Below are 13,715 nucleotides of genomic sequence, written 5' to 3'. Positions count from 1 at the left end.
ACGGGATAGAGAGATTTACAATGACAAAAATCGCTAATAAGTGGAATACGTTGATTGGCAATGTAGCGAAAGCATTGATGATAAGTATGGGCTGTATCGGCTTATTGCTAACAACAATGATGGCTCAAGCGGATGAGCTTACGGTGAAGCCTAGAGTGTTTGTGCTGACCGATATTGAAAATGAACCGGATGATGCGCAGTCATTAGTGCGTTTCTTGGTATATTCGAATCAGTGGGATGTAGAAGGTTTGATTGCCACAACCTCTGTTCACCAACAAAACCGAACCGCTGCTCCGCGTATTCGCCGTATTGTAAAAGCCTATGGCAAGGTGCGGGACAATTTATTACTGCACGAAAAAGGTTTTCCCACTGAGCAGCAATTGTTATCGATCGTGGGTGAGGGATTGCCTAAATACGGTATGAACGCAGTTGGTAAAGGCATGGATTCCGCAGGATCCGAAGCCCTAATCAAAGCGGTGGATAAAAACGATCCTCGGCCCTTGTGGGTTACGGTTTGGGGTGGACCTAACGTGCTAGCACAAGCACTTTGGAAAGTACGCGAAACCCGATCTTCGGCTGACCTGGCTAAGTTTGTAGATAAAATTCGGGTCTACACCATTTCAGACCAAGATGACTCCGGCCCGTGGATACGCAAAAATTTCCCAGCTTTGCACTACATTGCCAGTCCCGGTTTCCACTCTGGTGGCGGCTACCACAATGCAACTTGGAGCGGGATTGCTGGGGATAACTTCCATGCGCGTTTTGATGGCGCTAATTTTTCACTGGTTGATAACCCGTGGTTAGACAAGCACATCCGTTCCAAAGGACCGCTTGGAGCGGAACATCCGCATACTGAGTATCTGATGGAAGGGGATACACCGAGCTTTCTTGGGCTGATTAACAATGGTCTGAATAATATGGACCACCCTAACTGGGGCGGCTGGGGTGGCCGTTACGAGCTGTATACACCGCGTATGGAGAAGTGGTTTCTTGAACCGGAAACGCGGCCATTATGGACCAATGTCGCAGATGAAGTATTGGGGCATGACGGCCGCTGGCATACCAGCAACCACGCCACTATCTGGCGCTGGCGAGAAGCCTTTCAGCATGATTTTGCGGCACGCATGGACTGGACAATCAAGCCTTACGAAGATGCCAACCATCCTCCTATCGCTAAATTGGATCATGCTAACCACATTTCCGCTAAGCCCGGTGAACGTGTTGAACTATCGGCGATGGGCTCCAGTGACCCAGATGGTGACTCGCTCTCCTACGAGTGGTTTTACTACGCAGAGCCAGGCTCATTTACCGTTTCAAGTGCACGTTCAGGGCAACCATTAGTGATTAAGGATTTTGATCAGCCCAAAGCCTGGTTCAATGTGCCGACAGCTCGCGTCCTGCGCAATGGAACGATGCACATCATACTGGCCGTGACTGACCACGGCACGCCTCGATTAACCCGCTATCAGCGCGTTATTGTCGATGTACAACCCTAGATAAAATAAAGACCAGGTATTTAAAAAATGTTGAATATGAGTAAGAAGTTTTTGAATCAAAATTTTACTAGGTTAATCCGACATGGACTGGTGGTGACAATGCTCTGTTGCGGTAGTATCAATCAAGCATTTGCAGAAGAAAGCATAAGCATTGGTGAAAAAAAACGTTTGTTTGTGTTAACAGATATTGGTGGTGATCCTGATGACCAAATGTCGTTAGTGCGATTGCTGACGTATGCAAATCACTTTGACATAGAAGGGTTAGTCGCTACGCCTCAAGGAGCGGATCAGGTCGAACCGCATTATATTGAGGATATCGTCGCTGCTTACGGTGAAGTCCGTGATAATCTGGTATTACACGAACCAGGTTATCCAACAGCGTCGGCTTTACAAAAAGTGATCGCTAAAAGCTTACCTATTCACGATATGAATGCAGTAGGTAAGGGTAAGGATTCCAGCGGTTCTGAGTTGCTGATTCGTGCGGTGGATCGCGATGATAACCGCCCTTTGTGGGTAAATGTCTGGGGTGGCCCAAATGTATTGGCTCAGGCTTTATGGAAAGTCAGGGAAACACGAAGCGAAAAAGAGCTTAAAGCATTTATATCAAAATTGCGGGTGTATGCGATTTCTGACCAGGATAACAGTGGCCCCTGGATCCGTAATCAATTTCCGGAATTGTTTTATATTGTCACACCGGGTATTAATGCCGGTGGTGGTTTTCATCATGCTACCTGGATTGCCATCGGTGGGGATAAGTTTCATGGGCGTTTTGGTGGAGCTGATTTTGAGCTGGTGACGAATGAATGGTTAGGTCGCCATGTTCGCAGTAAAGGACCACTTGGAACGAAATACCCATTCTGGCATTTTATGATGGAAGGGGATTCTCCTGCGTTTCTCTACTTAGTCAACAATGGATTAAACAACCCTGAAAATCCTAACTGGGGCGGCTGGGGCGGCCGTTACGAGTTGTATACACCGAAAAAGGAAAAGTGGTTTTTAGAAGAAGAAACCCGCCCCATCTGGACTAATGCGCAGGATGAAGTGCTTGGCAATGATGGTGAATGGCATACCACCAATCACGCGACCATTTGGCGCTGGCGCGAAGCTTACCAGAATGATTTTTCAGCTCGGATGGACTGGACAATTAAATCCTATGCAGAAGCTAACCATCCTCCAGTGCCTAAACTCAATCATCCCGCTTACATTGTTGCCAAACCGGGACAACGTGTAGAGCTGGATGCGTCTAATTCAACAGATCCTGATGGTGATGCTTTATCATATCACTGGTTTGTGTATGAAGAAGCCGGTACGCGTGGAATGTCCAATTCCCGCAGCGGATTAAAACACGATATCCAAAACTTTGATCAGCCGAAAGCCTGGTTTAATGTCAAAACATCTCGGGTGATGCCACCCGGTACCGGCACCATGCATTTCATTCTGGCGGTGACCGACCATGGCACGCCACGATTAACTCGTTATCAACGTGTGATAGTGGATGTAACACCATGATCTTACGACTTAGTCTAATACTAACTATCGTCACTATTTTGCTACTAAACATAGTGGCGTGCACCAAGCCAAGGCAACAAACTGCAGCACCTTGGCAGGCTGATTTAGGCAATGGCTACTACCAAAACCCTATTCTGTACGCTGACTATTCTGATCCAGATGTCGTCGCTGTCGATGGCGATTATTACATGACAGCCTCGAGTTTTAATGCAGCCCCTAGTTTACCTATTTTACATTCAAAAGATTTAGTTAATTGGCAGTTGGTCAATCACGCACTGCCTGTGCAAGTGCCTGAGCCGCATTTTTCGCAGCCGCGCCATGGCGAGGGGTATGGGCACCCAATATCCGTTATCACGACCGACAATTTTGGATTTTCTATCCTGCTCCCGATTTTGGTATTTATGTAGTAACAGCCAAAGATCCTAAGCAGGAATGGAGTAAACCCCGTTTAATTCTAGCCGGCCAGGGATTGATCGATCCCACCCCGCTATGGGATGACGATGGCAAAGCCTATTTATTGCATGGCTGGGCCAGAAGCCGTGCGGGTATTAACAATATATTGACCTTACATGAGATGACGGCTGATGCCAGTGCCGTAGAACCTCAAGGAAAGGTCATTGTCGATGGTCATCAAATCCCCGGCTATAAAACTTTAGAAGGCCCTAAATTTTATAAACGTAATGGCTACTATTATATTTTTGCTCCCGCCGGCGGTGTCCCCGTTGGTTGGCAAACCGTATTTCGTGCCACTAACATTCAAGGCCCCTATGAGCATAAAACTGTTATGGAACAAGGTGATACCTTAATTAATGGACCCCATCAGGGGGCTTGGGTAACAACACCCGCCAAGGAGGATTGGTTTTTACATTTTCAGTCTAAAACAGCCTATGGGCGCATAGTGCATTTGCAACCTATGAGCTGGCAAAATGATTGGCCGGTGATTGGAGTAGATGCTGACCATGATGGCATTGGCAATCCAGTGCGTTATTATGCAAAACCTAAAGGACCAGTGCAAAGCATTAGCAACTTGCCATTTAGCGATGATTTTAGCGCGAGCAAACTTAGCTTGCAGTGGCAGTGGAATGCCAATTATGAGGAGGATTGGTATTCCCTTTCTGCCAATAAAGGTCAGCTGAGGTTGTTTGCTCAGCCTGATATCGCACCTGAAACCCATAACCTATGGTTGAATCCAGCCATCTTATTGCAAAAACTCCCTGCCCCAGAATTTATCGTACAGACCACCATGAACATTGGCCCTAATAGCGACAATATCAGTGCCGGACTCATTATGTTTGGTGAAGACTATCGTTGGATTGGCATCCAAAAAACTGAGGGTAAAACCATGTTAGGTTTTGCCGAATGTAAAAATACCCGCCAAGATTGTACAGAAAATTTTAAAGCCCAAGTTGAATGGTCGAGCGATACAGTGACCATACGTTTTACTGTGTCAGCCGGTGGTGTAGTGACTTCAGGTTATGTAGATAGTCAGGGACGTTTTCAAATCTTTGATGAATTATTTCAGGCGAGGGCCGGTCGTTGGGTCGGAGCTAAAGTAGGATTATTTGCTCGCTTGGAGCAAAGTCAAGCTCGTGCAGAGCAACATTATGCGGACTTTACTGAATTTAATTTTAGCCTGCCCCTCTCTTGTTGCACTCAGTAAGCCAGATTCTAATTAAGTTGTTTTATTTTAAGGTAGAGGACATTTTATGTGTTTAAAAATGCGCTATATTGCCAATGTGTTGATTGCCACTTTGTTAATGATGAGTGGTTGTTCTAGCCTCATTCATACACCCGTTAAAAGCGGCAATGTACTGCAGGAATTACAAGTTTCTACCAATGGTCGTTTTTTACAGTATCAAGACGGACAACCTTTCTTTTGGTTGGGCGATACAGCTTGGTTGTTGTTTCAAAAACTCAGTAGAGAAGAAGCAGAACGTTATTTAGACGACAGAAAAGACAAAGGATTTAACGTTATTCAAGTCATGGTGATCCATGACCTACCGGCAGTTAATTTTTATGGTGACTATGCGTTTAATGGCGAAGGTTTTACTGAGCCTAAAGTCACTAAAGGGTCTTCATTCACCGATGAAGAACAATACGACTACTGGGATCACGTTGACTACATTGCCGATTTAGCCGCAAAAAAAGGCTTATATCTGGCCATGGTCCCCGCTTGGGGAACTATCGCCAAAAAACAGCCAGAAGATGGTGAATGGGCAGCTCAATATGCCGATTGGTTAGGTCAACGATTTGCTCATAGACCCAACATCATCTGGCTTAACGGCGGTGATATTTATGGCAACGAAATTCCCCAAGTGTGGGAGAAAATGGGCACAACCTTAGATAAACATGCCGACCAACAACTCATCACCTTTCATCCCCGTGGCCGCACGCAATCCTCGACATGGTTTCACAATAGTGACTGGTTAGATTTTAATATGTTTCAATCCGGCCATCGCCGATACGACCAAATCGGTGCTGACGATCCCGCTACGTGGAAAGGTGAAGACAACTGGCGGTATGTGGCTGAAGATTACGCTATGCAGCCAGTAAAACCGACGATTGATGGTGAGCCGTCTTATGAAAATATTCCTCGTGGATTACACAATCCTGAAGAAGGTTACTGGACGGCGACCGAGACCCGCCGTTATGCCTATTGGGCGGTTTTTGCCGGTGCCTTTGGCCATACATTCGGGAACAATGCCGTTATGCAGATGCACAAACCAAACAGCGGTAAAGGTTCGTTCGGTGTGCGTAACTACTGGGATCAAGCCATGCACGAACCCGGTGCCGGGCAAATGCAATACTTAAAGCAGCTGATGTTATCTCGCCCTTTCTTTGAACGCGTTCCCGATCAGTCACTGATTGCTGGTAACAACGGTACCGAGTACGATTATGTATTGGCTACCCGTGGTAAACACTATGCGTTTATTTATACCTATACTGGACGAAATTTTGCGGTTGATACCGGTAAATTCGAGGGAGAGATGATAAAAACCAGTTGGTTCAACCCCCGCAATGGCGAATATTCACCGCAGCAAACGTTTGTTAATAATGGTATATTGCATTTTGATCCGCCAGGTGAAATTAAAGAAGGTAATGACTGGGTGTTAGTGCTGGACGCGGTCAATGAACAATAATTCTGTATCTAAGAATGAATAGCCGCTAAGTTCGCGGCTCTGCTTATCAACAATTGCTAATAGACGAATGGGCATACCTTAGGATGTATGCTGCAGTGTTTTAACGACACCTGTATTGTCATCATGATTGCTGTTAAATTTGACTACCTCGAAAGCATTTTACAAAAGTTCGATGATGATTCTGCCAATACAGAGTTATTCTCTAACTCATTAGATTTTTATAACCTCGTTAAAAAAGTTGGTAGTGATTTGCCTTTTGGGCACTTAAACTATTTTGATGCAACAAAACCCGCTGATTTAAAGCTATTTGGAAATTCATTTCTAGCAACATTAGTCAATGGAGAGACTATTACTGTTCGTGACGCTTTAGATGATTTGAAACAAACTAATGCTTCTATACCATCAAAATTTGTAAATTTACTTAATGCAACTTGTAGTGGCATAGTGAATTTGGCCACCCGCGAATTCAACTCCGAAGTGCACCACTCGCGAAATTAGGCAGCCTGGCGTAATTCATTGAATACCGATAGAGGTTTCCCTGACGGCCGTTAGATCAAGAAATTAGCTAAAAGAAAGTCATCTATAAAGAGAAAAACCAGCCGATAAGTCAGTAAATCCGGTATAATCCGGATCGGTACTTTAAGGTGGAGTTTTGTAATGCGTGTATGTGGTGTTGAACTGGCGGGAAATGATGCAAACATTGCCCTGTTGAATCTTGAGAACGATATGTTCCGGCTTCCTGATTGCCGCACTCGTAAATTGAGCCTGCAAAAAGCCGCTACTGCCCATGAGCTTAAGTATTTCCAAAAATCCTTTGCTCAGTTGGTGCAGGATTACAAAATCGAAATAATCGTTATCCGCCAGCGTCCGATGAAAGGCAAGTTTGCCGGTGGGGCCATTGGCTTCAAATTGGAGGCGGCGCTGGAATTACTAAGCGGGGTGCAAGTTATCATAATGCCGCCGACCGAAATTAAAGCAGCATTAAAAGATAGCCAGATGTACGTAGAGTTTAGCGAGACTGGTTTAAAAGGTTTCCAAAAGTCAGCATTTGAAACTGCTCTGGCCTACATGAGTCAACACCTGTAATTTTCCCGCAAGGCCAGTTTGCTGAGTATCTCTCCCTTGTGCCAAACCCAGCCTTGCTGATATACCTGTTTCATTCAATTGCATCCTGCAAATGGCTGGCGAAGGAAACGCTGCTTGTCTGACAACATCTCCTATTATTCGAAGCATGCTGAGCGTTTGACTGCGCAGTACAACAGTGTGTCTTTCGAGCAGGTGCATGAGGACTGGCTGGATGAAATACCGCAACAGGGTTTTGCGCTGGATATTGGCGCAGGTTCCGGTCGTGATGCACGCTATCTGGCGTCCAGAGGGTTAAGTGTTGTTGCAGTTGAGCCAGCCGGCGGCATACGCGAGCGGGCACAACACTATGCCGTAAATCAACCTGTTCACTGGCTTGATGACAGTCTGCCGGAACTCAAAAAAGTGTTTAACCTGTCTGCCCGGTTCGATCTTATCTTACTCAGCGCGGTCTGGATGCACATTGTGCCTTCTGAGCGGGAGCGCTGCCTGCGCAAAGTCAGTGGTCTGCTAAAAGCCAATGGCAAAATTGTTATCTCTCTTCGCCATGGTGGCGCAGTTGATGACGGGCGCACGATGTATCCGGTTTCCGCAGATGAACTGTCAGCGCTGGCAAAGCGGTTTGGATTAAGCTTCAGGCTGCTGAACAAAAAAGCAAAACCTGATGAACTTGGACGTAGTGACGTAACATGGGAAACCGTGGTACTCACGCTACCGGACGACGGCTCCGGTGCATTTCCGTTACTACGAAATATCATCGTAAACGACAGTAAGTCGTCGACATACAAAGTCGCCTTACTCAGAACCCTGCTCAGAATAGCGGAGGGTCACCCAGGAGCGGTTATCGACCGTACCGACGGGTATGTTGTATTACCGGCGGGACTGGTGGCGTTGTACTGGATCCGTTTATTTAAGCCTCTCCTCGATCATTTTAATCTCCCGCAGAACAGCGACCCGACTAAAAAGCCCGGATTCCTGAAAGAAGATGGCTGGGAAAAACTGGCTTCATTTTCCGGCAATGATTTGTATGTCGGGGCGAACTTCTCAGACCCTCTGAGTGCCCGCGCCGTTCATCGCACCATAAAGGATGTGGCCACCGTTATCAGAGATATGCCGGCCAGATACATCACGCTTCCCGGTACAAAAGACAGTGTATTTCATGTCACTCTTAGCCATCCCCGTTTTAAGGACAACCTGTCACTCGACGGGGCTTATTTTGCATCTGTGGGTAAATTCTATGTGCCTGAACGCAACTGGGATTCCCTTTCACGATTCAGCGTCTGGATAGAACCGTCGCTGGTGAATGAATGGGTAGCGCTGATGGAAAGCTACATGACCAGACAAAACCGCACGGTATCTAAAGGGGATTTACTCCGTGCATTGAGCTGGGAAGATCCTGTCAGAACAACAGCCAGAGTCAGGGGCCGTGTAGACAAGTTGCTGACGCAGGAAGAAGTGAAATGCTGCTGGTCCCGCAAGACTATCAGGATAAACAGTTACGCTGTTGATCACGCAATGCCATTTGCACGCTGGCCTAATAACGATCTTTGGAATCTTTTACCGGCACAATCAAAGATAAATGCTGAAAAATCCGATAAGTTACCGACGAGTTTGCGGATGATGAATAGCCGGCATGTCATTACCGGATGGTGGGAGCAGGCTTGGCAGGATCAGGCTGATGAGTTTTTTATTCAGGCTAACCTGTCTCTTCCTAATTTAAGTGCCGCAAACCGCAGTTTTTCAGACGTATTCGAAGCCATGGTGATGCAGCGGGACAGAATTAAAGATTTCCAGCAACTAAAAGAATGGTAGTACGGCGCGGCGTTAACCCCTATAGTGAGCTTACTGAAGCCGCCCGAACCATTCGCCAACGAGGGAACGATGAACGCATTCAAACACCTGTTACTACTGACTACTCTGATGTTTACTACACTTGCTCAGGCTGCTGACAGCGGTAACTTTGAAAAGCTGCCGCCGCTGAAGAATTTTCAGGTAAATACTGAAAATATGGTAAGTTCCGGCCTGCCGTCAAAGCCTCATTTTGATGTGTTCAAAGCGCAGGGCGTGACCACTGTGATTGACCTGATCCCCGGTGACAGAAGTGAGGAACGGGAAATTGTTTTGGATACCGGCCTGGCGTACGAAAATGTGCAGGTGGTGTGGGATAACCCGACGCTGGAAAATTTTCAGGAGTACGTGGGTTATATGCAGCAGGCACAGAGCCGGGAAGGAACAACGCTGACCCATTGTAAACTGAACTGGCGTGGTGCTGTGTTTACCTATTTGTACCGTGTCACCCAACTGGGCGAGTCTGAAGCTGAGGCGAAGGCTGACCTGGATGCCATCTGGCAACCTAATGAAACCTGGCAGGCTTTCATCGACACCGTTAAAGCGCATTATCAAGTAAGCTGAATGCCGCGGCGCATTTCATCAAATGCGCCTTCCATTTCGCCCCTTTTTATTTAGGGCATTCTGAAACCGCCCCTAATCTGCCCGTAAGCCCGGTTTTCTTATCGGGGCCGCGCTGTAGTCTGAGTCTTTTACCTTACCGGACTACCTGAATGACACATCCCGCCCGTGCTTTTTTGCTCATAATTGTCACTGTCTTCTCTGCTGATGCGCTGGCAAATAAGCCTGTTGATGAAGAAAACATGCCTCTTCAACTCGCTTCACAGTACTCAGATTCGATAGATATTCAAAATTACCTGGTAAGTGAAAAACTGGATGGCGTCCGGGCCCGGTGGACGGGTACAGAACTGAAAACGCGAAACGGCAATAAAATATATGCGCCTGAGTGGTTTACTGCAAACTGGCCGGCGCAGACGCTGGACGGGGAGTTGTGGACGAAGCGTAATGATTTTCAGCGTATTGCATCGGTAGTGCTGCGTGATACGCCGGATGAACGGTGGCAGGAAATCAGCATGATGGTGTTCGACTTGCCGGGTTCTGCAAAGTCCTTTGCTGAGCGGGTAAAACTAATCAATAAGCTGGTGGCCAGTACAAACAACATTACGCTTAAAGCTGTACTACAGGAGCAGATTGCCAGTGCAGCAACTTTGGAGCAAAGGCTGGATGAGGTCGTTAATGCGGGTGGTGAAGGGCTTATGCTGCATCACAGGCGGGCCCTGTATAAGGATGGTCGCAGTGAGCTGCTGCTGAAACTGAAACGTCACGAAGATGATGAAGCAAAAGTGATTGGCTATGTGCCCGGGAAAGGCAAATATGCAGGACTGACCGGCTCGCTCATCGTGCAAAGTCGCGATGGCCTGACTTTCAAAATAGGCAGTGGCCTGAGCGATGCAGACCGCGCCAGTCCGCCACCGGTGGGCAGTTGGATCACTTACAAATTTTACGGCAGAACACAAAAAGGTCTGCCCAGGTTTGCCAGTTTTATGCGGGTAAGGCCGGACAAGGATATGTGAAATCATCAGTAAAGAGAGTCACATCTCTGCCGGCCTCTCTTTGCTCACTTTTGCCCGGCTAACCGGTACACTTTCACTGATGAAGAGTCCCGCACTGCATCAAACCGCACCAGTGCAGCATGGGCGTGTTCTTTCATTAAGGCTTCGGCACGCGCTCCCTGACGGTTTAGCAACGCATCAACAATGGCATAGTGCTGTTGGTGTGCGTAAAGCAGGCGCCTATATTCCCTGGCGCTGTCTTTCGGATCAAACACCATGGCGCTGACCGAGGCCATGGGTAAAAATTCGTTGGGCTGTAATGCCGCCGCAATGGCAGGATTGCAACTGGCTTCAAGGATCACCGAATGGAAGGTGTTGTTCATTTCTACATAACGCTGTACATCGTCATCGGTGAGTTCGCCGTCAGCAAAAATCTCATCGCCCTCATGCAGGCATTTTGCTAATTGTGCCTGATGCGCTTCGCTAAGGCCTTTCTCTGCCGCCAGCCGCGCGGCCAGTCCTTCCAGCACTCCACGCACTTCCACAGAACCGTTTATGTCTTCCTGATTAAGATGACGAACCTGATAACCACGTCGCGGGAGTTTGGTAAGCAGTCCTTCCTGCGCCAACTGTCTGAATGCAATACGCACCGGTGTGCGTGATACACCCAGCGCATCCGCGGTGGGGATTTCCGCCAGTCGCTCACCCGGAGCAAAATCACCGGAAAGGATTTTGTTTCTCAGAATACTGATAACAGCGTGTTTACCTGTAACCACAATGAACCTGTTGTTTATGCTGTACAAACTGACACAAGCATACACGCCCCCGCGAAAAACATCATGTACTCCGTGAGACAACGCGCATTTCATCCTTTGGATCCATTCTTGTTTGTGAAACCGGATTATCGCTATTTTTTAGTCCGAATAATGAACTATTGGATCCAATATCAAAGTTAGTGTAGAGTTAATACCGTTACTTTACTTTAACATTGGATCCAATTTCAGGGTGTTCCTATGACGACGTTTATGAAAAATACCTGGTATGTGGCGGCAGCGGCTGACGAGGTCAATACCACTGCGCCACTTGGCAGAACCGTATGCAATATCGACATTGCTTTTTATCGTGATGAAACAGGGGCAATTCAGGCCGTTGAAGATTTCTGTCCTCACCGGGGAGCTCCCTTGTCGCTGGGTTATGTGGAAGATGGCAAGCTGGTATGCGGTTATCACGGTTTGCAAATGGACAAAACCGGTAAAACCCACTCTATGCCTAATCAGAGAACGGAACGTTTTCCCTGCATCCGCGCTATTCCTGTTGAGGAAAAGTATGGCTATATCTGGATATGGCCCGGCGACAAAGAAAAAGCCTGTGTGACTGACATTCCTCATCTCGAGTGGGCAGAAAGTCCTGAGTGGGCGTACGGCGGCGGGCTGTATGAAATCGCCTGTGATTACCGGCTGATGATAGACAATCTTATGGATTTAACGCACGAAACCTATGTGCATGCCACCAGTATCGGACAAAAAGAAATTGATGAAACACCGGTAAAAACCACTATGGAAGGTAAGCAGGTGGTGACCAGCCGGTTTATGGAAAATATTATGCCTCCGCCATTCTGGCAGGCTGCAATGGAGATGAACGGGCTGGATAAGAATGCGCCGGTAGATCGCTGGCAAATTTGCCGTTTCGACTTACCCAGTCACGTGATGATTGAAGTGGGCGTAGCTCTGGCCGGTAAAGGCGGGTATCACGCACCCGATGAGGTGAAAGCCAGCAGTATTGTGGTGGATTTCATCACGCCGGCGACCGACACTTCTATTCTGTACTTCTGGGGCATGGCCAGAAAATTCAAACCGCAGGATCTGGCGCTGACCGATAAAATTCGCGAGGGGCAGGGTAAAATTTTTGCCGAAGATCAGGAAATGCTGGAACGCCAGCAACGGAACCTCAGCCGCTATCCTGAACGCCATCTATTGAAACTGGATATCGACGCAGGTGGTGTGCAGGCAAGACGCATGATCACAAAAGCCATCGAGCTTGAATCGGAGTCTTCTGTTGCGGAGCAGGTGGCATGATTAAAGCGACAGTCGTCTCTAAAATATTACTCAATGATTCGGTATGTGAGTTAAAGCTGGTGGCTGAAAATGGCCTCCGGTTGCCTGAGTGGCAAGCCGGTGCACACATTGATGTGCAGTTGCCGGGTGATTTCACCCGTCAGTATTCTCTGTGCGGTCAGCCGCAAGATAATCATTACACCATCGCCGTACTAAAAGATAAACAAAGCCGTGGCGGCTCTGTGAGCGTGCACGAAACAGTGCAGAAAGGCGACACGCTGATCATCAGTGAGCCCCGTAATCACTTTGCCCTCGATAACAGCGATGCGCCCTGCTACCTGTTTGCTGCGGGTATTGGTATTACGCCCATTGTGACCATGGCTGAAGCCTGTCAGAAAGCAGGGCGGCCGTTCCGTGTTTTCTATGCAGTTGCTAACGACAAACGGGCCGTGTATGCAGACCGGCTCGGACCGGCATCCTGTGTGCACGTTATCAGTAAGGCTGCATTCGCCGGTAAGCGGGTTGATCTGAACAGTTGTTTTTATGGTGCCCCTGATAAAGCACAGGTGTATGTGTGCGGGCCGGGCGCGTTCATACAAGATGTGCTAAGCGCCGCAAAGAACGCCGGATTATCGCCTTCACAACTGCACCGCGAGTTTTTCACCGCAGCAGAAACAGATACCTCATCAGATGAAGCATTTGAGATTGAACTCAAATCCAGTGGTGACATTTTCACCGTGAATAAAGACAGCACAATCCTCTCGGTGCTGGAAGAAAATGACGTGTTTGTGCCGGTTTCCTGTGAAGAAGGGGTGTGCGGCACCTGTGTCACCGGCTTGCTGGATGGCGAAGCTGAGCACCGCGATGTTTTTCTCACCGACGAAGAAAAACAACAGATGAGACTGATCACCCCTTGCTGTTCGCGGGCCAGAAGCGGACGCTTAGTGCTGGATCTGTAGAATGCTGAAAAACTCAATCGTGAATGTGCGTCAGTATATTCACGATTTTAAGCGTTTCTTCTTTAAGTTACCC

At 47.7% G+C, this 13,715-nt stretch carries 13 protein-coding genes; 12 read left to right on the top strand and 1 reads right to left on the bottom strand.

Going from position 1 to position 13,715, the window contains the following annotated elements; all coding sequences use genetic code 11:
• Positions 1-20 precede the first annotated feature (20 nt).
• The 10 genes from ACXAG2_RS10805 (at position 21) to ACXAG2_RS10760 (ending at position 10,650) form a co-directional block, all read left to right on the top strand.
• Positions 21-1,496, top strand: a complete 1,476-nt coding sequence (locus ACXAG2_RS10805; RefSeq protein WP_474866835.1) for a nucleoside hydrolase-like domain-containing protein — start codon at positions 21-23, stop codon at positions 1,494-1,496.
• Between the two features lie 27 nt (positions 1,497-1,523).
• Positions 1,524-3,005: a nucleoside hydrolase-like domain-containing protein gene (locus ACXAG2_RS10800; protein ID WP_474866832.1), complete on the top strand. Its 1,482-nt coding sequence runs from the start codon at positions 1,524-1,526 to the stop codon at positions 3,003-3,005.
• Positions 3,002-3,412 (top strand): family 43 glycosylhydrolase, encoded by a 411-nt coding sequence (locus ACXAG2_RS10795; RefSeq protein WP_474866829.1) that lies wholly within the window; start codon positions 3,002-3,004, stop codon positions 3,410-3,412. The genes ACXAG2_RS10800 and ACXAG2_RS10795 overlap by 4 nt, the downstream gene beginning before the upstream one ends.
• Positions 3,349-4,665 (top strand): glycoside hydrolase family 43 protein, encoded by a 1,317-nt coding sequence (locus ACXAG2_RS10790; RefSeq protein WP_474866891.1) that lies wholly within the window; start codon positions 3,349-3,351, stop codon positions 4,663-4,665. Before ACXAG2_RS10795 ends, ACXAG2_RS10790 begins: the two co-directional genes overlap by 64 nt.
• A gap of 46 nt (positions 4,666-4,711) precedes the next feature.
• On the top strand, positions 4,712-6,145 hold the full coding sequence (locus ACXAG2_RS10785; RefSeq protein WP_474866827.1) for a glycoside hydrolase family 140 protein: 1,434 nt from the start codon (positions 4,712-4,714) through the stop codon (positions 6,143-6,145).
• A 123-nt stretch (positions 6,146-6,268) separates the two neighbouring features.
• A complete protein-coding gene (locus ACXAG2_RS10780) occupies positions 6,269-6,643 on the top strand; it encodes a hypothetical protein (protein WP_474866824.1) in 375 nt (124 codons plus the stop codon).
• Between the two features lie 159 nt (positions 6,644-6,802).
• On the top strand, positions 6,803-7,231 hold the full coding sequence (locus ACXAG2_RS10775) for a DUF3010 family protein (protein ID WP_119503238.1): 429 nt from the start codon (positions 6,803-6,805) through the stop codon (positions 7,229-7,231).
• A gap of 114 nt (positions 7,232-7,345) precedes the next feature.
• The gene (locus tag ACXAG2_RS10770; RefSeq protein ID WP_474866821.1) at positions 7,346-9,040 is read left to right on the top strand and encodes a class I SAM-dependent methyltransferase; all 1,695 of its coding nucleotides are present in this window, start codon (positions 7,346-7,348) and stop codon (positions 9,038-9,040) included.
• Positions 9,041-9,064: 24 nt separating this feature from the next.
• Positions 9,065-9,640, top strand: coding sequence for a protein tyrosine phosphatase family protein (locus tag ACXAG2_RS10765; RefSeq protein WP_474866819.1), 576 nt, complete (start codon positions 9,065-9,067; stop codon positions 9,638-9,640).
• A 149-nt stretch (positions 9,641-9,789) separates the two neighbouring features.
• On the top strand, positions 9,790-10,650 hold the full coding sequence (locus ACXAG2_RS10760) for a DNA ligase (RefSeq protein ID WP_474866816.1): 861 nt from the start codon (positions 9,790-9,792) through the stop codon (positions 10,648-10,650).
• A gap of 44 nt (positions 10,651-10,694) precedes the next feature.
• Here ACXAG2_RS10760 and ACXAG2_RS10755 read toward each other — a convergent pair whose 3' ends face one another.
• A complete protein-coding gene (locus ACXAG2_RS10755) occupies positions 10,695-11,405 on the bottom strand; it encodes a GntR family transcriptional regulator (RefSeq protein WP_474866813.1) in 711 nt (236 codons plus the stop codon).
• Between the two features lie 237 nt (positions 11,406-11,642).
• Between ACXAG2_RS10755 and ACXAG2_RS10750 the strand changes: the two genes are divergently transcribed.
• Positions 11,643-12,704 carry an aromatic ring-hydroxylating dioxygenase subunit alpha gene (locus ACXAG2_RS10750; RefSeq protein WP_474866810.1) on the top strand — a complete coding sequence of 354 codons (1,062 nt, stop codon included), beginning with the start codon at positions 11,643-11,645 and terminating at the stop codon, positions 12,702-12,704.
• A complete protein-coding gene (locus tag ACXAG2_RS10745; protein ID WP_474866808.1) occupies positions 12,701-13,642 on the top strand; it encodes a PDR/VanB family oxidoreductase in 942 nt (313 codons plus the stop codon). The genes ACXAG2_RS10750 and ACXAG2_RS10745 overlap by 4 nt, the downstream gene beginning before the upstream one ends.
• The last annotated feature ends 73 nt before the right edge of the window (positions 13,643-13,715 follow it).

It is taken from the genome of Alteromonas sp. ABH4_456 (assembly GCF_056160645.1).
This window is presented reverse-complemented; position numbering and strand designations above follow the sequence as displayed.

Excerpts from the sequence above, each read along its gene's own strand:
- ACXAG2_RS10775 (WP_119503238.1), top strand. The coding sequence starts at position 6,803 with ATGCGTGTATGTGGTGTTGAACTGGCGGGAAATGATGCAAACATTGCC.
- ACXAG2_RS10750 (WP_474866810.1), top strand. The coding sequence starts at position 11,643 with ATGACGACGTTTATGAAAAATACCTGGTATGTGGCGGCAGCGGCTGAC.
- ACXAG2_RS10785 (WP_474866827.1), top strand. The coding sequence starts at position 4,712 with ATGTGTTTAAAAATGCGCTATATTGCCAATGTGTTGATTGCCACTTTG.
- ACXAG2_RS10805 (WP_474866835.1), top strand. The coding sequence starts at position 21 with ATGACAAAAATCGCTAATAAGTGGAATACGTTGATTGGCAATGTAGCG.
- ACXAG2_RS10795 (WP_474866829.1), top strand. The coding sequence starts at position 3,002 with ATGATCTTACGACTTAGTCTAATACTAACTATCGTCACTATTTTGCTA.
- ACXAG2_RS10800 (WP_474866832.1), top strand. The coding sequence starts at position 1,524 with ATGTTGAATATGAGTAAGAAGTTTTTGAATCAAAATTTTACTAGGTTA.
- ACXAG2_RS10745 (WP_474866808.1), top strand. The coding sequence starts at position 12,701 with ATGATTAAAGCGACAGTCGTCTCTAAAATATTACTCAATGATTCGGTA.
- ACXAG2_RS10760 (WP_474866816.1), top strand. The coding sequence starts at position 9,790 with ATGACACATCCCGCCCGTGCTTTTTTGCTCATAATTGTCACTGTCTTC.
- ACXAG2_RS10780 (WP_474866824.1), top strand. The coding sequence starts at position 6,269 with ATGATTGCTGTTAAATTTGACTACCTCGAAAGCATTTTACAAAAGTTC.